This window comes from Desulfobacter sp. (genome assembly GCA_028768525.1).
Taxonomy (GTDB): Bacteria; Desulfobacterota; Desulfobacteria; order Desulfobacterales; family Desulfobacteraceae; genus Desulfobacter.
On the sequence record CP054837.1, the window covers coordinates 3488304 to 3509498 of the forward strand.

Sequence of the window (21195 nt, forward strand, 5' to 3'; positions counted from 1 at the left end):
TTTTAATTTCCTCCCTTTGGCTGCCCCAGCAGCAGATCATAATCCACGCGGTCGTAAAAATCCTTTTTCCGGGTGTCCGAGGTGTCCAGGTCCAGGGTGCAGACTTCTCCCGCCTTTGCCCGTTCCAGGTTGAGCCGGCCGTGGATGCCCTTCATATGGGCGGTCATGGCCCGGCCTCCGCCGGCAGCGGCAACGGCAAGGCCATCGATGGTCCTGAGTTTTGCCAGCCGCTCATCCCCTTGGGACAAATCATTTTCCGAGAGCAGCACCAGGTCGCAGCCCAGTTTGGAAAGGACCATGGCCAGTTCCGGATGGCGCAGGTCGGCCATGGGGACCATGGCCAGGGCCGCCGGCCCGAAATAAAGCTGCCTGAAGGGGAATTCCCCCTTGTCCGTCATAAATGATTCCACCCCTTTTCCCGTCACCAGAACCGGAGCGCTCCGGCCGTCTTCCCCATCCATGGAAAGGGCAAATCCGCAGCGGCGGGAGGCGGCCAGATCTTTAAGTTTTTCCAGATCCAGGCTGCCTTCAGCCGCCCGGGGCAGGAGCCAGAGTGCGGTTTCCTTTGAGGGGTGGCCGGTGACCTGTTCTCTGATATGGTCAATGTCCAGGCCGGTGGACGGAGCGGTGATGCAGCGGACTTGCAGCCTGCCGGGTTCCGGCAGTTTGTAATATCGGGTCAGGTTTTCGGTCCAGGGATCCAGGTAAATCTGGCGGTAGTGGCCGACCTTCCGGCCGGCCAGCACCCTTTGGCGGCGGCCATTTTTTATTTTTCCTGTACGGTCCAGGGGGATGTCGGCGTAAAAGAGGGCGGAATCCTGGGCGCTCCTGGAGAACAAAGGGGCTCCGTCCGGACCGATCACCGCGGAAACGGACTGGGTGCAGTCCATGACCCGGTCTTTGCCGGTGCGGTTGCAGGCCGCGAGATATACCCCGTTCTCCATGGCCCGGGTCTGCCAGACATCCAGGGGGGAGACCAGGCCCGTGGGGGGCCAGTTGGCCGGCACCCAGATGAGGTCCGCCCCCTTAAGGGCCAGGGCCCTGGGGATGAGCCCGAAATAGCTGTCCGCACAGATGGCCACGCCGATGCGGCCCCAGGGGGTGTGGAATACATTCTCCTGGGCGGGGTCGCCGGCCCGGGCCCAGCGCTTCTCCCCGTAAATTTTATGGTAGCCCAGTATCATCTTTCCGTCCGGGGAGAAGACGGCCGCTGCATTGTAAAAGCTGTCGGTGTCCGGGTTCCGTTCCGGAAAGGTGATGCCGATATAGACGGCCAGCTCCCGGGCCAGGTCCCCCATCTCCCTGATATCCCTGTCTTCAAGGGTCCGGGTGAAGGGCCGGACATCCGCCCGGCAGGAAAAGGAGTACCCGGAGAGGGCCAGCTCGGTGTTCAGGATGAGTTTCGCCCCTTGGGCCGCCGCCTCCCGGTGGAGGGCTTTGAGGGCCTCAAGGTTTTTGGCCGGCTCTTTATAGGCCACCTTGAAATGGACCAGGGCGATTTTCAAAGCGGCGGTTTCTGCGGCCGCCGGATTAACGGCCATGAGCAAAACGGAAAACAGGGCCGCCAGGATCAGTCTGAATTTCATTTGGGGTTTCCTTTCTCTGTTTTGCTGGGGATGTAAATGACCCGGCCGTCCTTGAGCTGGTAGGCCGTGCCCAGTTCAAACCCTTCATCCCCGCCCACGGTGCGGTCCGTCACCTTTTTGACCTTCACCTCTTTCCCCTTTTTGGTGATGATCTGCCACTGGTCCTTCACCTTTTTCATCACCGTGATTTCGCTGTCTGGGTTGAAAAAATCCAGGACCTGGAAGGTGGCCATGAGCGACAGCAGCAGGGCCACGATAAAGACCAGGGCCACGTCAAAAAGGTTGGCCACCCCGGTCATGGGGTCCTGGTCGCCGGTTCGCCTCAGCCGGAGGGCCGGCCGGGAAGTCATCATGTATTTCATGCGGCTTTCACCCTTTTTAGTTCCCTGTGGTCTGTCCGGGTCATGGCTTCGGTGATCAGGTTGATATGGCGGAGGTCTTCCATGGCCCACTGCTCTTTGATGACGGAAAAGAAATGGGCGGATATGCCTAAAAAGAGCCCCACCACCGTGGTGGTGAAGGCCAGGATCAGGCTGGAGGAGAGCTGGGCCATGTTGCCCTGGGTCAGCCCGGCAAGCCCGGTTCCCATGGGGATCAGGGTGCCCATCAGCCCCAGGCTGGGGCCGGTGCGGACAATAAGGCGGATCCGGTCCACCTCCTTGAACAGCTCCAACTGGGCCTTCTGGTTGAGGGCCTCCACCCGTTCCGGGGTAAATTCATCGGCCCGGGCAGTGAGGAGGGAGAGGGCTTCGGCATAGGCCGTTACACGGCGGGGCAGCTCCCCGGCCAGTGCTTCGGGCAGTTTTTTTTGCGCCCGGATGGCGGCCATGGACCGTGCGACACCGGGATTCATCCGGCGGCGTTTGATCCATTCGGCGGCAAATCCGCCGGCATAGACCAGCAGCCAGATGCAGAGCAGGATCAGGCAGATGACCACCGGATAGAGCAATGCCGTTGATATGGTATATAAAACGGTTTGGCATGCGGGAAAAAGATTCAATGCATTTCTCCTTTTTTAAAATAAACCTTCAAAAAACCGATTCCGGCCAGCACCAGGCAGGCCCCTGCCAGGATCAGGGTGGCCCTGGGATCCACCTGGCCGGCCGGATTATTGGAAACCGCCATTGAATAGGCCGGTTTGATTTTTGGATAGATGGGGCTGATGAGCACAGTGGCCAGGAAATAAAGGGCGATCAGCCCCATGGCCCCGCCCAGAAAACCATTGTCAATGCCTTTTCTTCCCCTGAACAGGGCCAGAAGGGCCAGGGTGGCTGTGATCACGGCCCAGAACAGGGCGAAGAGCAGGGCCGTGGTGGCTGGGGCGGAGAGGCTGGAGAGGGAGAGGGCCAGGGTGAGGTTGAGCAGGATCACCGTGGCGCAGACCGGGCAGGGCAGCACCAGTAAAAGGCCGGCATGGGAGGGCCCGTGCCCGGCGCCCGGGGCCAGCAGCAGCTTCAGTCCCCAGAGCAGCAGTCCCAGGGCCACTGCCAGGTGAACGGCCATGCCGTACTGGATCAGATTGGCGATCCGGTCCAGATAGGCCATGAGATCCAGCCGGGTCACGGCCAGGTGAAGTCCGGCGAAGAGGACCAGGTAGACGGCCAGGGTCCCGAAAAAAAAGGCGGCGGCCGAGCCCCGGGAGACCCCTGGATTAAAAATTCGGGACCCCATCCCCATCCCGGCCTTGATGCCGAAGGAGAGGAAGGCCATGACCACCCCGCTCATCCACAGATGTTCAACCATCATACCTCCTTTTTCTTCCAGCCCAGGAAGAGCAGAGCCAGCCCCAGGCCCACGATGGCCATGACCATCCATGAACTGCCCGAGGAAGTCACCTGGGTTTTTTCGGCCTGCTCTTCCACCATTTCGTAGCCTTCAAGTTTTTTCTTATTTTCTTTGGCCTTTACCTTTTCCTCCTGCCGGTTTTTCTCCGATGCCTTTTCCAGGGCCTTTCTCATTTCCCGGCGGGCGGCCTCGTGCTCGGCCTGGGTTTTGCCCACGGCCTTGGCAATGGTCATTTTGAACTGCTCCAGCTCCTTGGGGGTGAGCAGCCCGTAGAGGGAGATAATGTTGGTCACGAATTTCTGGAGCATGGGGTTGTTGCAGGTGTGCTCGCAGCAGGCCACCCCCTTTTCAATGACGTTGAGGGCATAGGTTTTGGCCAGGTCCTTTTTCACTTCCTCCGGGGCTTTCCAATAGTCTTTCCGGTCCGCCTCCAGCATCCGGGCGGCCATGGACTGCCTGGCCCAGGGGTTGTGCGCGTCAAAGAATTTTTTGAGTTCCATCCCGTACTTGTCCTGGATATAGACTTCATAGATCTGCTGCCACTTGGCCCCGTCCACGGCGTAGGGGGTGACCACCTGCCAGCCCCAGAGGTGCTCGGCAAACCGGTTCATCTCCCGGGCGCCGGCGTAGTTGTCCTCTTTCATGCCCTCGATCCACTTGGGATTAAGGTAACGGGCCCGCAGTTCCCGGCCGATGGCGGTTTCAATGTCCTCCACAAAGGCGGCGTCCGGGTCGGCCTGGTTGGAGAGGACCACGTCTGGATAGTCCCCCTTCACCCGCTTCACGGCCAGGGCCAGCCCCCCCAGTTCGGAAAAGACCCCGTCGGTATCCAAACTTTTGAAAATATTGGAACTGCGGGTGTGCATGGTGACATCCACATCTTCCAGGTTTTTCTTGTATGCCGATTTCAAAGGCTTGCCCCAATGGCCCCTGCCGTAGGCAAAGGAGACGTAATTGATGAAGACGTCTGCGATTTCGTCGTCAGTCTCCCAGGTGCCCGAGGCCGGGATCAGGTCCTCGATGGTATTGCCGTAGGAGCCGGGCTCGTTGGAAAACACCCTCAGGGTTTTCAGCTTTTCCGCCTCGGATTCCCCGTACCCCTTTTCAAGGAGGGCGGTTTTAATCTTTTCATTGTGCAGGGCAATGAAGTTTTCCACATCCTTGAGCTGCCCCGCCTGGTGAACGGCCTCGTCCAGGAGCAGGATGAGGTTGGGGAAATTATCCCTGAACAGCCCGGATACCTGCATGTGGACATCGATCCTTGGCCGGCCCAGGACCTTGGCCGGCACGGCTTCCACCCCTTTGACCTTGCCGTTTTTATCCCAGACCGGGGTCATGCCCATGAGGTGGAGGGCCGTGGCCACCTGGGTGCCTTCGTTGCGCTGAAGCTCGATGCTCCAGAAGACCAGGCCGATTTTTTCGGGGAATTTGTTGTGCTCCTTTTTGTATTTTTCAATGAGCTGGTCGGCCTGCTCCTTGCCCAGGCGCCAGGCGTCCCTGGAGGGGACCTTGGCCGGGTCAAACCCGTAGAAATTGCTCCCCGTGGGGATGGCGTCGGGGTTGCGCAGGGGGTCGTTGGCCTCCCCGGCGGGCACGTAGCCGCAGGAAAGCGCGTTGACCAGGTGGTCGATTTCCCGGTTGCAGCGGCTTAATTTTTCCTTGGTTTGACTAAGATCCAGTTCCGGGTTCCGGTCCACGATCAGGTCTGCAAAATCATCCAGGGCATGGCCTTCGGGGGAGTCCCCAAAGGTGTGCAGGCCGTAGGGCAGGGTGGCCTCGTTGATTTCCAGCAGATAATGCTCCACCGCCTCCAGGGCGTCTTGGTCAAAATGGTCCAGCTTGAGGTCCTTCATCAGTCCCAGGGTCTCCACCATGGTGCTGATCCGCTCCATTTTTTTGGCGGCCAGCTCCGGGCTCTGGTCCAGGGTCTGGTTGTAGTTGGAGATGAGGTCGGCCAGCTCCGAATATTCCGCATAGGACCCGGCCTTTTTCATGGGGGGGATGAGGTAGTCGATGATCACCCCCCGGCCCCGGCGCTTGGCCTGGACCCCTTCGCCGATGTCATCCATCACATAGGGGTAGATATTGGGAATGTCCTGGATCAGGACCTCCGGGGAACAGGAGCGGCTTAAGCCCGCCTGTTTGCCGGGCAGCCACTCATGGGTGCCGTGGGTGCCTAAAGAGATCAGGGCGTCGGCATTGAAACCCTTGGCCAGCCATAGGTAGAAGGCCGTGTACTGGTGGTGGGGCCACAGGGTGGTGGAATGGTAGAGCTTGGTGGGCTCGTCGTGCCATCCCCTGGAGGGCTGGGGGGCCAGGACCACATTCCCCAGGGTGACGCAGGGGATGATGATTTCATTGTTTTTTGTCATCACCTTTCCCTGTTTTGGCGCACCCCAGTCTTTTTCAATGAGGCGGCGGTATTCCGGGTCCAGGCCGTCATACCAGCTTTTGTACTGGTCCATGGTCAGGCGTACGGCCCGGCCCCTGGCCAGGAGACTGTCCAGTTCCCCCGGGGCCCAGGAGCCGATGTTCCGCCCGGCGGAGAGGATGAGGTCCTGTATCTCCTTTTCCCCGGGAAGGTCGCCGGTGACGGTGTAGCCTTCGGCCTTGAGCCGGGCCAGGATTTTTTCAAGGCTTCTGAAGACATTGAGGTAGGTGGCCCCGATGTTCTGCTTGCCCGGCGTATGGTTCCAGAACATGATCACCACCTTTTTATCCTTGTTGGGCCGGGCCTTGAGGTTGAGCCAGGCCTTTACCCGGGTGATGAAAAAGTCCAGGTTTTTTTCAATGGGGGCGTAGGTGTACAGGGGGTTTCCGGTATTGGCATCGGACCGGGCGATTTTTCCGCCGATGGCTGAGGGTTCGATGAGCCCGAAAAATTCCGGATTGCTCATGGCATAGGTCACCTCCATTGGCCCTAGTCCCTGGAGATCCTTTTCCCACTGGGGGATGGTGAGAAAATGGACCCGCAGGGGATTGAGGATGGGCACATTGAGCCGTTCAAACATCTGCCGGGTTTTGTTCACATCGGAAGGGGAGAATTTAAAGGCCATGGAGGCCACAATGTCCACCCTGGATCTGGATTTCTCCGGGTCAAAGAAAAAGGTTTCAACGGCTTTGGAGGCAGGATATGAGTATACCGGCAGCACATTCATCCCCCGGGCTTCCAGTTTTTCCACCAGCATCCGGACCACCGCCCCGGTTTCTCCGGGATAGACATAGGTGTTCATCTCCGGGATGCCCACCCAGAAGCCTTGACTATTATACAGCCCGGCGGATTTGTACCAGTCCAGGTAGGCCGGAAAGGTGGTGAAGATGTCGGGGCTTTGGGGGTGGAAAATCCCCATTTTGGGGACGGACTGGGGGGCGTCATAGCTGATATCCATGGCCAGTTCCCGGTGCATGAGAAAACGGATCAGGCCGGCCAGGTTGTTCTGGGTCAGGGGCCTGGCATAGGCCTTGACCTTGGGGTCCGGGATGATCCGGTCCGGATTGCTGGGCACGGTGGAGAGGCCGAAGACCTTGGTGGTGTCAAAGGCCACCGTCTTGAGGGCATAATCCCTTAAACCTTTGTACATATCGTCCAGAATGATCACCCTGGACCGGGCAATGACCGCCGGATCAATGGCGCCCGCAGCCAGGTCTTCCTCGGTGAAGTAGAAGAGTTCCACACCGGAGGCGTCAGGGGCCTGGCGGACCTTGTCCAGGGCACGGCTGATTTTGTATGAATAGGAAGATCCGCCCAGAAAGGTGATGGTCTCCGGGGACTGGGCCGCGGCCGGGGCCAGGCCGGCCAGGCAGGCTGCAGCCAGGATCATGAATGGCAGAATGGATTTAAAGCAGGTGTTCATTGGCGGATTTCCTTTACAGATTCAATTCCCGCAATCATGGCCCCCAGGGCCTTGGCAAGGGGGGCGGGAATCTTGTGGGATGTGCAGGGGGCAGGGGCCGTTGCCCTGCCGCAGATTTTAAGTGTGACCGCTTTACAGGTCTCTTCCCAGAAGGGGCTTTCCCGGACCAGGTCCCTTGCCCGGGCGTCCGAAACGGCCAGGGCCGACTCCACAAAGGCGGCGTAATAGGGGCGGCCGAGCAGGGTTTCCAGCTCCCGGGTCAGGGCGCGGCCGGGCATCCGGGTCTCAAAGCAGCGGACCAGGGCCTCCAGGCTCATTCCCCGTTCGGCCAGCCGCTGGAAAATGTCCCGGCCCTTGAGGATGCCGTTCTGTCCGGCAATGGCCCGGGTCACCCCTTCATGGACCGCCTCGGCCATGAGCTGGGCGATTTTGCTGTGGCCCCCGGCATATTTAACCCAGGGGCCCCGGCCCTGGATGACCAGGATATTGTCCGTACCCGTGCCCGTGGCCGGGTTGGACCAGGGGGTATACCGGCTCCGGATGTCCAGGTCGGTGAGGGCCGCGGTTTTGGCCTCGGTCGCCGTGATCAGGGCCCGGGACATGGCTGCTGTGGACAGCTTCCGGTTGGTGCCCACAATGATATTGATGGTGCCGTGGGAAAAATAATAGCCCTTGTCCTTGGACAGGCGCATGGCGTTTCCCCTGACCCCGGCAGTGACCAGGGCCGTGACCGACAGGTCCTTGTAGGTTTTCTCGGCCAGGGCCAGGTGGTCCATGTCCGCCCCGGTCATGAGGGTGGTAAAGCCCCCCTTTGAAAAGCCCAGGTTGTTTTCCAGGGTTTCTTTGACCCGATCCACCCCGGTTTTCATGTGTCCCAGGCTGGCAGCCATGGGAATAAAGGTGTTGCCGCACCCTTCCTGGTTTTCCCGCAGCCCCTCAAAGGTGGAAAGGAGGGTCATGGGAGCCTTGAACCTCAGCACCAGGGATTTGTAAGGGGTGTCGGCAAGCCGGTGTTCCACCACCCGGGCCCTGTCCACGTAATCCAGGTCGACGGCCAGGGGGCGCCAGGACAGCGGGCGGTCCGCCGTGACGGCCCGTTTAGGGTCGGCAAAGATATCCGGATAGACCGCCGCGGCCAGCCATTGGATAAAGTCCCCGGTAATGGTGGTCGCCCGGCAGGTCATCTCGCAGGGAAACATGTGGATTCTGCCGTTTTTAACGGCATCCACAGTATTGTAGGGCGGTGCGGAAAGCAGGTGGCGGACCCTGTCTGCATTGGCGTTGCAGCCGTAGATCACCTGGGGGTTGAAGGCCTGCCAGGCCCCGGGATCCACCTCAACGGCAGAACCGCTTTTCCCCCACTGGGGGACGATGCCCCCGGCGGCCCGGATCATTTCATTCTGAAACGAATCATCCCCGGGGCAGCTTAAGGTCTTTCCCCCCATGACCCGGACCGTCCGTTTTTTTTCCAGGTCCTTTTCCCGGGCCAGCCGCCCGCTCACCATGGACAGCTGGGTGCGGATCTCTGCCAGGACCTGCCCCGCCTTTTTTTCGCATCCAAAGAGCCGGCCCATCTGCCGGACCTGGCCGAAGGCCTGGTCCATGGAGGTGGCGGCCATGACCAGAATGGGGATCCGGTCTCCCAGGGCGGCTTTGACCTGTTCTGCCCGGCCGGGGGGACAGATCACCAGGTCCGCCCCGCATCGTTCAATGGCGGCCAGGTCCGGGGTGAAATAGCTGCCCAGGCTGGTTTTTCTCAAGGCTGCGTGAAAAACCAGGTCCTGCCGGGTCAGGGCGGCGATGCGGCCCGACTGCCCCAGGTCCACCAGTATCTGGGTGACATAGGGGGCCAGGCAGGCGACCCGCTGCGGGGGGCGGAGAAACTCATGGCGTTTTCCCGATGCGTCTTTTATTTGCACCGGCTGGGGGGCTGTCGTTGCAAATACCATTGATGCAAGGCAAAGCCCCAAAGTCACTGCCAGGAATAGGTAAAATTTTTTCATGATCTTATATGTGTTAGAATTATTGCCGCAGCAGCCCGTCACTGAGGGCTGCTGCGGAAGTTTAATAATGCGGTTTGCCGTTAAATCAGGGATTAAAAGGTGTAATTCAGCCCCAGGTAAAAGGTTCTGCCCGGAGAGGGATATCCCTGGACCAGGGCGTAGTCTTCATCAAACAAATTGACGATTTCCCCCTTCAGGGTAACAATGCCGTAATCCTTCAATGAAAAGAGTCGTTTAGAGATAGACCAATCCGCCACATCGGCTTCAGCCAGCCGCGCACCTCCGGACATATCCTGCTCGCCGTAATGGACAAAATTCAGGCGGGTGACCAGCCCCAGTTCATTGTTGCTGACATTGATGCCGTATGCTGCACTCCAGTCCGGTGTGCTTGTCAGGTTTTCTCCTGTTTCATCATTGGTATATTCGTCAAATACGGTAAAAGAAGCGTAGGGTTCGATTTTAAAACTCCACCCGAACCGCTCTGATATATTGTAGCTGATACTGCCCTCAACACCTGAAATGGTGGCGCCTTTGATGTTTGCATACTGGTGGGTGTTGCCTGGGAGATCAATATATGAAATTTTGTTTTCAAACTTCGTGTAAAAATAGGTCAGGCCGGCGGTTAGGCCGTATTTTTTAAAATCAATTCCGACTTCATAGGTTCTGCTGGTTTCAGGATCCAGATTTTCGTTTCCGATCCATATGCCCCAAGCACCCCAATTGGTGTAGCTGAACAATTGATCCGCCGTGGGCATGCAAAAGGCTTCTGCAATATTGCCCCGGATGCTCAGGCCCGGGAGTATTTTGTATGCGGCCCCAAAGCTCCAGGACCAGTTGCTATCATCCGTGTTTTTTCCGTTGGTGCCTTCAACCTCATATTTGTCGTACCGCCCTCCCAGGGAAAGGATCAACCGGTCTTCCATCAGCCGGGTCTTTGCCATGATGAAGAGGCCCGGGTTCTCATAGGTGTTTTCCTTGCCCGGGTTTTTGGAGGTTTCAATGGCATAATCGGCCCAGTCCAGCCCGCCGGTTACATCGACCATCTTCCATTTGGCTGTGAGCTGAGCCGAAATTCCCTGGTGATCAGTATCCCTTGTATAATTACTGCTCGGGCTGCTGGGATAGCCGACAAAATATTCGTCTTTACCTTTGAAATAACGGAGTTTCCAAAACAGAAAATTATCCTGGGTTTGGCCGTCATAGTAAATATCAAAGGATTTGAGGGCATGGTCCACATACTGGTCCGGCGTTCCTGATGTCAGCTTCCCGGGATTACCGATGTGATCACCGTCATGGTCGGAAAGCGAAACTCCGAACCGGTTTTTCGGCAGAAAGGTGAAACCCAGGTCAATGTCCATATTTTCCTTTGAATCATATCCAGTATTCTCGTATTTTTCGCCATCCCCGGTTTCGAAATCCCCCTTGGAGGATTTGGAGGCACTTAGGGAATAGTCAAATTTGTTTACCCCGCCTGCAATGTCGATGGCCCCTTTTTTATAGCTCCAACTTCCCATTGTGCCTTCGATGGATGCAGTGAACCCTTGGCTGCCTCTTTTGGTGATGATATTTACCACCCCGCCCATGGCCGAAGCGCCGTATTGGACAGATCCCGGCCCTCTGATGATTTCAATCCGTTCCACATTGTCCATGGTGATTTTTGCAAGGTTACCTGTGCCGGATCTGCGGCCGTTGATCAGGATCAGCACGTTGCTTGACAGGTCGTTGCCATGGGTATCGGTGGAAAGTCCGCGGATCCCCACGGAAATGGTGGAGTTGGGATATTCTTTGATATAAAATCCTTCTTTTAGCATCAGGTCGCTCAGATCCTGAACCGCCAAGGCTTGGATGTCTTCTGAGGTATACACCGAAATATTGGTGGTTACATCTTCTCTTTTCTCCTTGATTCTGCCGGAGGTGACAACCATATCATCGAATTTTAGAGATTCCGTGGGAGAAGATGCGGATTCTCCGGCCATTACTCCGGCCGGGAGTGTCAACAACGCAGACAGCATGAGAAACGATAGCCATTTTTTCATCTTTTTTTTGCCCTCCTAAATTTAAAATCCAGGGGTCCGGGCATACCCTAAAGGGTAGAAACTAAAAAACCCGGACCGTTTATAAACGATCCGGGGATTTCCCATAACTATCCGATGAGGATCACCATGCCTTCCCTGTCCACGGGAAATGTGGCACATCAGTCCAGGCAGGTCTTCTGACTTTCGGCTCTTTCTAATCCCTGCCCCTTCCCGACTTTCGCCAGTGGTGATATGCAGGTTTCGTCCCCGATTACAGCGGCGGGCCCGTTCCCGATTCTCACGGGATTCCCTAATACAGAAGGGGCTTTAACCCTTTTGCATGCGGTGTTACGCGCACCTGAACTTCGTATGTCGTTGTTCTACTAATCACTTGGTTTTGCGGTTGTCAACCCAAAATGTAAAACCCAATCCAAATATTGTGAAAATTTTGCGTTGTGTTTCACTTGGCAATACAGGGGGGAGGGGAACGGTTCATGCCGCCTCTTTGATACGGGTGGGCCGGAGAGGCACAAAGAAAATAGAATAAAAGAAGGATGTCAAACAAAAAATAATCCCCTTGACTTTTAGATCGTGCTTTTGTAGCAAAAAAGGAGAAGTTATCCGGTGCCGAAAGGCTTAATAGGGAATTCCGTGGAAGTCGGAAACGGGCCCGCCGCTGTAACCGGGGACAAGTGCTGCAAAGATGCCACTGTTCGATTGTGAATGGGAAGGCGCAGCACAAGGATGATCCGGAAGTCAGAAGACCTGCCAGGTAAAACATGAGGAGAGTTGCGTACGGCAGCGCATGCTTCCCATTGGATCTTAGGATAAAAAAGGGACATCCCCGGATCGTACATTGGTTACGGTTCGGGGATTTTTGTTTTTGCGGCATTTTGCCTCCCCTGCCGTGTTGCAATGCCGGATAAATAAAATTTTGGAGTAGTCCAAGGATCAATGACCATTCACACCATGATTGATATCCTGTTTTTTCTCGGAACCATTATGTTCAGCATTGGTCTTGTATGGACCTCTGCCGGACGGAAAACCGGGGCAGGCATGATATTTGTTGCGGGAATGACTTGCCATGGCATTTCCCTGCTCATGCGGTATTCAACCAGTTTCCCCCTGCTTCCGGTCTACCAGGGACCGTTTTTTATCCCATTTGCAGCGGGCCTCCTGGGCAGCTTGGGGAAATTCCGGGGACTGCCCCGGAAGAATACCGTGGGAAATACCGGTGACGAAGTCCCGCACAACTATCATGAACATCCCTCCCTCATCCTGCCCCGGCTCCTTCTGGTAACGGTATTGTCATGGACGGCCTGTATTTTTCCCAATGATTTTTACCTGCCCTTTCTTCAGTTCAAAACCCTGTTTTCCCCCCTGTTTTTTTTCATGGGGGTGGCAGGCAAGGCGCTGTTTCTCCTGGCGGCCCTTCCGGCGGTGATGATTCTGGCGGGGCGGCGGGCCTGGGCCTGTGCCGGAGGCGCCCCCATCGCCATCAGCCTGCTGTAAAAGCGAAAGGTTGCCATATGAAAAATACAACGCCCATATTATCCTGCCGGAATCTCTGCGTGGGCTACGGCAGGTCCAGGGTTCTGGACGGCCTGGACATGCGCTTTTATCCGGGGGAGTTTGTCTCCCTCCTGGGGCCCAACGGGGCGGGAAAAACCACCTTGCTGAGAACCCTCTCCCGGCTGCAGCCCGCCCTGGGCGGCCAAATCCTTCTCAAAGGACGGCCCCTGGAGGACATCCCCTCGCCTGAGCTGGCCCGGACCATGTCCGTTGTCCTGACGGTCAAACATGTGCCGCCCCTGTTCCAGGTGTATGAGTTTGTGGCCATGGGCCGGTATCCCTATACGGTGTGGACCGGCCGGCTGAGACCGGAGGACGACCGGGCCGTGGCCGACGCCCTGGAGATGGTGGGGGCGGCAGATCTGGCCTTCAGAGACCTGGATACCCTCAGCGACGGGGAAAAACAGAAAATTTTCATTGCCCGGGCCCTGGCCCAGGAGCCGGAAATTATTCTTTTGGACGAACCCACGGTCCACCTGGATCTCAAGCACCGCATGGAAATCATGTCCATCCTCCAGCGGCTTTGCCGGGAAAAGGGTATCACGGTACTGGCCTCCCTCCATGACCTTGAAGTGGCGGCCAAGGTATCCGACCGGGTGGCACTGGTCCGGGAGGGCGGTGTGCCGGACTGCGGGCCGCCCGAGGATGTCCTGGACCGGGAAACGGTTTCCGGCCTCTATGAATTCAGCCGGGCCGCATTTAACCCGGTTCTGGGGAATATTGAAATACGGAGCCGGGCAGACCAGGCCCGGGTGTTTGTGGTGGGGGGGATGGGCTCCGCCGCCGTCCTTTACCGCCTCCTGGCCAAGCGGGGCTACGATATGGCCACGGGCATCCTCATGGAAAATGATATTGATGCGGTGGTGGCCAGGTCCCTGGGGGCGCTGTGCCTGATCCAGGATAATCCCATGGCAGTGCCCCGGGGGCTCATTGACAATGCCCGGGCGGCCATGGATGCCTGTGACCTGGTGGTGGATGCCGGATTTATGGTTTCGGATCTGAACCGGGCGAACCTGGACCTGCTGGACCATGCCCTGGCCCAGGGCAGGAGCGTATTCGCCCTGGACAGGGGCGCCCCCCGTCCGGCCTACCGGCTGAACCCCAGTCTGGTGCGCCGGGCCGGCCGTGAAACCCTTGTGGCCGACCTTATGGACGATTATCTTGGACAAGCCGGTGAGAAAACCGCCTGATACCATGGCCGGGCCGGCCTATCTGATTCTCATGGTCACGGACCAGTGCAATCTTTCCTGCCGGTATTGCTTGCTACCTCGGGGATAAGAAAACGCCCCCGGGGCTGGGGAATACAATGTCTCCGGCGTTTATGGACCGGGCCGTTGACCTGGCGGCAGGCGGGCGGCACCCTCCTGGATGAAACCGCCGTGGACATCATCCGGGAGTTCGACCTCAAACCGGGCGTCAGCCTGGACGGGGATCCCCCGGTGCAGGAGGCCCTGAGGGGCGGTGCCGCCAAAACCTTTAAGGGGCTGGCCCGCCTTGAAAAATACCGGGTGCCGTTTAATGTGACCACCGTGGTCTCCTCTGATAATGTGGACAGCCTTCACCGGCTGGTCATGGTGCTGGAGGCCATCTCCAGGGGCATGTGGGATGCCGGCGACGAGATGGAAAACCGGCTGAAGGAGGAATACCTGGAAATAGAGGGGGAGATTGAAGGGCTGAATGAGTAACCTGAAATTGAATCCATGCCATGGGGCGGACTAAAAAAGCACGAATAGTTTTGCTTTCTTATGCGAGTTTATATATTCTCTTTTTTCGAATTTGCTTAGGTGCAGGGTGAATGCCAACCCAGGGAGTTGTTAAGGATGATTCGTTTTAGGTTCGAGATGAGGGCACCTTCCTGATTGATTAGGATATATTTATGAATAGCCATAAAAGGATTGATGACTATGTTTCTAATGCTATTTTGTCATCTATTCCTGAACCGTTTTTTGTCTTTGATGAAAATGGTTACTATGTAGATATTTTAGGCGGAGTCGATCGTGATAAATATCACGATGGGCAGCATTTGATAGGTAAACGCATACATGATGTCATCGATGTTAAAGCAGCGGATGACTATTTACATCAGATCAAAAAAGCAATACGGCTCGAAAAGGTGATCTATTACGATTACCGATTGTCTGCAACGGAGGTTAAGGGGTCAGAAAACCTTCCCGGCCCAAAGGGTCCCCAATGGTTTGAAGCCCATATTTCACCCATTGAAAAAATCCATGGGAAACCGCGCATGGTTGTCTGGATTGCTTTCAACGTTACGGAATCCAGAAAAGCGCTTACTGAAAAAGAAGCGCTGATACTTGAGCTTAAAAAAGCCAATAATGAAATCAAGGATTTAAGCGGATTGCTTCCAATCTGTTCCATGTGCAAAAAAATCCGGGATGACAAAGGGTATTGGAGTACCCTTGAAACATATATAGAGAAACACTCCGACGCTTCATTCAGCCATGGTATGTGTACGGACTGCGCAGAAAAACTATATGGTAAAGAGGGGTGGTATCTTGAAATGAAAAAGAAAAAGGGAGTGAAGTGAGGCTGTTATGGCGGGGGGGATCCGTGACCGGCCTTAAAAGGTGGCGGCATCCAGATTTTCCTTGACATTTATATCATCGGTTTGTAGCAAAAGAAGAAAAATTTTTACCGGGTGCCCAAGGCTTAATAGGGAATTCCGTGGAAATCGGGAACGGGCCCGCCGCTGTAATCGGGGACAATCGCCGCATCTGGCCACTGTCATTTTGACGGGAAGGCGCGGCAGGAGGATGAGCCGAGAGTCAGAAGACCTGCCGGGTAAAACGTTTGGGGTATGGTGCATGGCACGCCCGTGCCCCGGTTGATCTATCGGATAAAAAAGGGAAATCCCCGGATCGTAAATGGTTTACGGTTCGGGGATTTTTTGTTTTTGAAGCGTGCAAGGCGCAAACACAAAGAGACAAGGCGAGTTCAGGATGGGAATCAGAAAACAGGGAGCAGGCCGGCCGGGCAGATGGCTGTGGGGTGCCGGTCTGGCGGCGGTACTGGCTGCAGCACCGGCATGGTCGCAGACCTCCGTATCCAGGGATATAGAAAAACCGGTGCAGCAGGCCATTGACACCCGGCAGTCCGCCCAGGATGCCCAGGAAAAATGGGACGGGGCGCGGGAGAAGCTGGTGGCGGCCTATGAACGGCTCAAGGCGGAGAAGGAGCAGCTGGAAGCCGTCCGGGCCCGGCTGGCCAAAGAAGCTGCCCGGCAGGAGAAGGTAAACCGGGCCCTGGCCGAGGAACAGGCCGAGGCCCGGCGGATTCAGGACGAAATGATGCCCTTCCTCAAAAGCGTGACCGGCCGGATCGATGAGATCCGGGCCCATGACGCCCCCTTCCTGGTCCAGGAGCGGCGCCAGCGGCTTTCCCGGCTGGAGGCCATTCTGGAGGATCCGGAGGTTTCAGGGGCTGAAAAATATCGAAAGACCATGGAGGCCCTCTTTGTGGAGGCGGAATACGGCAATACCGTGGAGGTCTACCAGGAGAAGATCATGGTGGACGGGGCCGAAGTCCTTGGGGATATCTTCCGCCTGGGCCGGGTCTCCCTCTTTTTCCTCACCCTTGACCGGGCCACGGCCGCCGTCTTTGATGTGGCCCGGGACAAATGGGTTGTTCTGGACGGCGCCCATGTCCCGTCCGTTGCCGCTGCCGTGGAGATGGCGGCCAAACACCGCCCCATGGAAGTGATTGCCCTGCCCCTGGGCCGGCTGGGCAGGGGGGAAGGGGGCAGCCATGAGTAGAATTTTTGCCATCCTGCTGGTGGCCTGCCTGGCCGGGACCCCGGCGGCTGCCAAGGACATCCGCCAGGCCCATATTGATTTGGAAAAACAGCGCCAGGCCATGGCGGTTCAGGCGGAGGATGAACTGGCCCGGGCCAAAGCGGCGGCCAGGGAAAACGCCCAGGCCATCCGCAGGGACAGGCAGGCCCTTGAAGCGGCCATCAGCCGGCTTTCGGCCGGGAATAAAAAATTGAAAAAGGAAAACCAGGGGCTGGAAAAAAATATCCTGGCCCTGGGAACCGAGGGAGACAAGCTCAGGGCGGCCCTGGAAGAGTCCCGGGCGGTGAACAAGGAACTGGCCGGTTTTGTCCGGGCCTATGCCAAGGACCTGGACAGCCTGCTGGACCAGAGTCTCCAGAGTGCATTGACCCCTGACCGGGAAAAATTCCTCGGCCCCTTGATCAACCAGGAACGGTTCTGGTCCATGGACGACCTCCGCCGCATGGCCGATACGGCATTGGAAGAGATTGAGGCCTCGGGCCGGGTGGAATTCCGCCAGGGGCCCATCATCGACCGCCAGGGCCGGGACCGCACAGCAAAGATCCTGACCCTGGGCAATTTCACCGGCATCTATGTGCTGGAATCTGAAACCGGCGCTTCCCCGGAGACGGGATTCCTCATCTATTCCGACCAGAGCCGGCGGTTTTTCGCCCTGTCCAAACTCCCCTCGGTTCAGCTTAAGGACCAGCTGGACGCCTATCTTGCCGGGGATGCCGATGCCGTGCCCATGGATATGTCCCGGGGCGGGGCCCTGCGGCGGTTCACCCATGAACTGAACCTGGCCGAGCAGGTGCCCAAGGGCGGCCCCATTGTCTGGCCCATCCTGGCCATCCTGGGCCTGGCCCTGCTCATCCTTCTGGAACGGTGGGTCTTCTTCCTCCGCCGCCGGCTGAAGGTGGAGCCCTTCATGGCCGAGGTCCGGCGCCTCATTGACGCTGAAAATTGGGCAGATTGCGAAACCCTCATGGCGGGCCGTAAACGGGCCCTGATCCCCAAGGTCCTGCTCAAGGTGCTGCCCTTCAGGGATAGGAGCCGGTCGGATATGGAAAACGCCCTCCAGGAGGCCATCCTGGGGGAGATCCCGGCCATTGAGCGGTTTTTGTCCACCCTGGGCATGCTGGCGGCCATCGCCCCCCTCATGGGGCTGCTGGGCACGGTGACCGGGATGATCAACACCTTTCATGTGATCACCTATTACGGCACCGGCGACCCCAGGATGATGTCCGGAGGCATTTCCGAGGCCCTGGTCACCACCATGCTGGGCCTGGCCGTGGCCATCCCTATCATGCTCTGCCATACCCTGCTGAGCCGGATGGTGGAGACCCATATCAGCCGGATGGAGGAAAAGGCGGTATCCTTTGTCAACATGGTCTTTAAGGCCAGGAATGAATGCCGTCCCCCTGAAGGGGCGGCCCAAGAGGGATAAATGCAGGTTTTTTTCTACCATATGGCCGATTATGTCCGGTCCGGGGGCATTGTCATGTTTCCCATCCTGGGGGTCTCCCTGGTGATGTGGGTGCTGATTTTCAACCGGGTCATGTTCCTGCGCCGGCTGCATGTGAGGAACATCCCCAGGGACGAGGCCGGAAAAATGGTCCGGGACAACCTCTGGCCGGACAAGGGGCTGAAGGGGGCCAACGCCGCCCTGGTCCGGGCCTTCTTGGCCCGGCGCAGCCGGGTCCACGACCCGGAACTGGACAATAATATCCTGGACGAGGCGGTGATGGCCCTGAATGCCTCCCTGGACCGGCATCTGGCGGCCATATCCGTGCTCTCGGCCGTGGCGCCGCTCATGGGGCTGCTGGGGACGGTGGTGGGCATGATGCAGACCTTTGACGTGATCACCATTTTCGGCACGGGCAATGCCCGGGCCATGGCCTCGGGGATCTCCGTGGCCCTGGTGACCACCCAGACCGGGCTGATGATCTCTATTCCGGGGCTCTATATGAGCGGCTGGCTCAACCGCCGGGCCGCCAACCTCAAGCAGCGCATCGCCGCCACCGGCATGTATCTTAAACGGTATCTCCAACCCGGGGACCCGATTCAAATGAAGGGCAGTACACCATGCTGAATATTTCCGCGGCCAGACGGGCCAATAAAAAAACACTGGAACTGAATATCGCCCCCCTCATCGACATGGTATTCATCCTGTTGATCTTTTTTTTGGTGACCACCTCCTTTGTCAAGGAGACCGGGGTGGACATTTCCCGGCCCTCGGCCACCACGGCCGTGGCCAAAACCAAATCCACCATCCTCATCGGGGTCACCCGCGAGAATACGGTTCACCTGGACCGGCGGGAGATCGATGTCAGGGCGGTGCGGGCCAATGTGGAGCGGGCCCTGGCCGAAAACCCCGAAGGGGCGGTGGTCATTGTGGCGGACAAGGAGAGCTTCACCGGCCTGGTGATCGAGGTGATGGATGCCTGTAAACTGGCCGGGGCTGAAAATGTCTCCATTGCGGCCAGCCTGCCCAGGGGGAATTGATATGGGCCGGGCCGCCTGCCATAACGGGCCCGGGCCGGAATCTTCCCGAAGCCGGGTGCTGGCCCTGCTGGGCTGGCTTTTTGCCATCGGTCTCTCCCTGGGTCTGAACCTTTTTTTATTCGGTATCATGCCCGGCCTCATCCATTCCGTGCCCCAGCGCCCCGATGCCCTGGAGGATATCCGCACGGTCCAGGTGGTGCGGGTGAAACGGCCGGATACTCCGCCCAAAAAGCGGGAGAAAACCAAACCGCCCAAGCCCGAAGACAAGCCCAAACCCGTGAAACAGCTGGCCAGGATGACCGCGCCCCAGCCGGCTCCAATCCGCCCCAAGCTCCCCTTTGAGCTGAATCCCAAACTGCCCCGGTTTTCCGACAGCCTGGAAATGCCCCCCCTCTCCCATTTCACCATGAAGGCGGCGGCGCCCAAGGGGCTCTATCAGATGGGGGACCTGGATTCGCCGCTGATGCCCGTCAATATGACCCAGCCCCCCTTTCCCCTCCGGGCAAGCCGGCTGGGCATCGAAGGCTGGGTCAAGGTGGGATTTGTGGTGACCCGGGCCGGACAGGTGGAAGATATCAAGATCCTGGGGGCCCAGCCCCAGGGGGTATTTGAAAACACCGTGATCAACCATATTTCCCAATGGCGGTTCAAGCCGGGCACCGTGGAAGGGGTGGCCGTGGCCACCCAGGCCCAGACCACCATCCGGTTCCAATTGGATCAATGAGCGGAGGCGCCATGAAACGGATTTTTTTATGCATTGTTTTTTTTCTGGCGGGAAATGCCTGGGCAGCGCCCGCGGATGACCTGCCCCTGGCCGCCGGCCTCTGCGTGAATAAGGCCAACCTGCTCATCCAGAAGGGCAACCCCGGCGAGGCCGTAAAGGTACTTGAGGCCTTCCGGAACAAGAAAAAACAGGAAACCCACTATTATATTGATTTCCTCCTGGGCAACAGCCTGATGATGATGGAAACCTCGGACAAGACCGCACTCACCCGGGCGGCCATGGCCTATGAGCGGGCCCTGGCCAAGGCCCCGGACCTCTCCCATGCCTGGCTCAACCTGGCCCAGTGCCGGTACAGCATGGGAAAGATGGCCCGGGCCGGGGATGCCTTTATCAAAGGATATGAGACCGCAGAGGAGAAGAGGGCGGTGACTCTCTATTACGGGGCGGCCTGCCGGTTTTTTGCCAAGCAGCATCACCAGGCCCTGGAGACCTTTTCCCGGCTGATAAAAGATCACGGGCCCGCGGTGAAGCTGGAGTGGAAGGAGATCCTGGTCAACACCCTCTTCGCCCTGGAGAGAAATAAGGAGGCCCTGCCCTGGCTGCGGGAACTGGCTGAAAAATCAAAGGGAAGGAAGAAAAAGCAGTGGCAGGAGGTGCTGCTCTACCAATACCTCACCCTGAAAATGGACAAGGCCGCCCTGGATTACGCCCTTTTTCTGACCCGCACCGATCCGACAGAACCCAAATGGTGGAAATCCCTCACCCATATCCATCTGGATAAAAACAGGCTGGAAAAGGGGTTGAGAAGTTTGATGGTTTACGGTTTTATCACCCCCCTTTCCCCCTCGGGGACCAGTCTTTTGGCCGACCTCTATTCGGCCTGCAACATCCCCCTGGAGGCGGCCCGGTGCTATGGGGAATGGGTGGACGGGCAGAGGGCCGGGGGCGGTGACCCCCAAAAAATTGCAGAGAAAATTTTCAGGATGGCCAATGCCTATATGCGGGGCGGTGACAATGCATCGGCCCTGTCCTGGGCCGACAAGGGGCTTGCCATGGCATCCCACAGGGGCCTGCTGCGGCTCAAGGCCGATATCCTCTTCCGGGAAAAGCAATACGATTCCGCCTGCTGTGCCTACGAACGGCTGGCGGAGTTCAAGGCCGAGGCGGGCAGGGCAAGGCTAATGGCCGGGTATGCCGCCTGGAATATGAACCGGCTGGACAAGGCCGAACAGCTGTTTAAGCTGGCGGCGGCCTCCTCCAGGCAGAAAAAGGCCGCCCGCACTGCCCTGGCACAGATCCGGAGGATCCGGGCGGCGGAAATGCTTGAGGTGGTTCCGGCAGGGGCGGCCGGAAGCTGAATGCC

Annotated in this window: 17 protein-coding genes and 3 riboswitches; of the genes, 10 read left to right on the plus strand and 7 right to left on the minus strand. The window is 57.9% G+C overall.

Going from position 1 to position 21195, the window contains the following annotated elements; all coding sequences use genetic code 11:
• Positions 1 to 2: 2 nt before the first annotated feature.
• The 7 genes from HUN04_15510 to HUN04_15540 all read right to left on the minus strand — a co-directional run bounded on the left by HUN04_15510 (position 3) and on the right by HUN04_15540 (position 11264).
• A complete protein-coding gene (locus tag HUN04_15510) occupies positions 3 to 1586 on the minus strand; it encodes a carbon-nitrogen hydrolase family protein (protein ID WDP91025.1) in 1584 nt (527 codons plus the stop codon).
• The gene (locus HUN04_15515; GenBank protein ID WDP91026.1) at positions 1583 to 1948 is read right to left on the minus strand and encodes a DUF2149 domain-containing protein; all 366 of its coding nucleotides are present in this window, start codon (positions 1946 to 1948) and stop codon (positions 1583 to 1585) included. The genes HUN04_15510 and HUN04_15515 overlap by 4 nt, the downstream gene beginning before the upstream one ends.
• Complete coding sequence (locus HUN04_15520; protein WDP91027.1) at positions 1945 to 2586, minus strand: MotA/TolQ/ExbB proton channel family protein; 642 nt, start codon at positions 2584 to 2586, stop codon at positions 1945 to 1947. Before HUN04_15520 ends, HUN04_15515 begins: the two co-directional genes overlap by 4 nt.
• A complete protein-coding gene (locus tag HUN04_15525) occupies positions 2583 to 3329 on the minus strand; it encodes a hypothetical protein (protein WDP93309.1) in 747 nt (248 codons plus the stop codon). The genes HUN04_15520 and HUN04_15525 overlap by 4 nt, the downstream gene beginning before the upstream one ends.
• Positions 3329 to 7225 (minus strand): cobaltochelatase subunit CobN, encoded by a 3897-nt coding sequence (locus tag HUN04_15530; protein ID WDP91028.1) that lies wholly within the window; start codon positions 7223 to 7225, stop codon positions 3329 to 3331. The genes HUN04_15525 and HUN04_15530 overlap by 1 nt, the downstream gene beginning before the upstream one ends.
• Entirely contained in the window at positions 7222 to 9228 is a 2007-nt protein-coding gene (locus HUN04_15535) for an adenosylcobinamide amidohydrolase (GenBank protein ID WDP91029.1), read from the minus strand. Before HUN04_15535 ends, HUN04_15530 begins: the two co-directional genes overlap by 4 nt.
• 92 nt (positions 9229 to 9320) lie before the next feature.
• Entirely contained in the window at positions 9321 to 11264 is a 1944-nt protein-coding gene (locus HUN04_15540; GenBank protein WDP91030.1) for a TonB-dependent receptor, read from the minus strand.
• 148 nt (positions 11265 to 11412) lie between these two features.
• Positions 11413 to 11620, minus strand: a riboswitch (cobalamin riboswitch).
• A 228-nt stretch (positions 11621 to 11848) separates the two neighbouring features.
• Positions 11849 to 12031: riboswitch (cobalamin riboswitch) on the plus strand.
• 166 nt (positions 12032 to 12197) lie between these two features.
• Here HUN04_15540 and HUN04_15545 point away from each other — a divergent pair.
• From HUN04_15545 to HUN04_15590, 10 genes are all read left to right on the plus strand, one after another.
• A complete protein-coding gene (locus HUN04_15545) occupies positions 12198 to 12755 on the plus strand; it encodes a hypothetical protein (GenBank protein ID WDP91031.1) in 558 nt (185 codons plus the stop codon).
• A gap of 17 nt (positions 12756 to 12772) precedes the next feature.
• Positions 12773 to 14005 (plus strand): ABC transporter ATP-binding protein, encoded by a 1233-nt coding sequence (locus tag HUN04_15550; GenBank protein WDP91032.1) that lies wholly within the window; start codon positions 12773 to 12775, stop codon positions 14003 to 14005.
• A 144-nt stretch (positions 14006 to 14149) separates the two neighbouring features.
• A complete protein-coding gene (locus HUN04_15555) occupies positions 14150 to 14500 on the plus strand; it encodes a hypothetical protein (GenBank protein WDP91033.1) in 351 nt (116 codons plus the stop codon).
• A 191-nt stretch (positions 14501 to 14691) separates the two neighbouring features.
• Positions 14692 to 15360, plus strand: coding sequence for a PAS domain-containing protein (locus HUN04_15560; protein ID WDP91034.1), 669 nt, complete (start codon positions 14692 to 14694; stop codon positions 15358 to 15360).
• Positions 15361 to 15452: 92 nt separating this feature from the next.
• A riboswitch (cobalamin riboswitch) is annotated at positions 15453 to 15630 on the plus strand.
• Between the two features lie 142 nt (positions 15631 to 15772).
• Positions 15773 to 16585 (plus strand): DUF3450 domain-containing protein, encoded by an 813-nt coding sequence (locus HUN04_15565; protein WDP91035.1) that lies wholly within the window; start codon positions 15773 to 15775, stop codon positions 16583 to 16585.
• Positions 16578 to 18050 (plus strand): DUF3450 family protein, encoded by a 1473-nt coding sequence (locus HUN04_15570; GenBank protein ID WDP91036.1) that lies wholly within the window; start codon positions 16578 to 16580, stop codon positions 18048 to 18050. The genes HUN04_15565 and HUN04_15570 overlap by 8 nt, the downstream gene beginning before the upstream one ends.
• Entirely contained in the window at positions 18051 to 18695 is a 645-nt protein-coding gene (locus HUN04_15575) for a MotA/TolQ/ExbB proton channel family protein (protein WDP91037.1), read from the plus strand.
• On the plus strand, positions 18689 to 19108 hold the full coding sequence (locus tag HUN04_15580) for a biopolymer transporter ExbD (GenBank protein ID WDP91038.1): 420 nt from the start codon (positions 18689 to 18691) through the stop codon (positions 19106 to 19108). Before HUN04_15575 ends, HUN04_15580 begins: the two co-directional genes overlap by 7 nt.
• Before the next feature lies 1 nt (position 19109).
• Positions 19110 to 19832 carry an energy transducer TonB gene (locus tag HUN04_15585; protein ID WDP91039.1) on the plus strand — a complete coding sequence of 241 codons (723 nt, stop codon included), beginning with the start codon at positions 19110 to 19112 and terminating at the stop codon, positions 19830 to 19832.
• Between the two features lie 11 nt (positions 19833 to 19843).
• On the plus strand, positions 19844 to 21190 hold the full coding sequence (locus HUN04_15590) for a tetratricopeptide repeat protein (GenBank protein WDP91040.1): 1347 nt from the start codon (positions 19844 to 19846) through the stop codon (positions 21188 to 21190).
• Positions 21191 to 21195 lie beyond the last annotated feature (5 nt).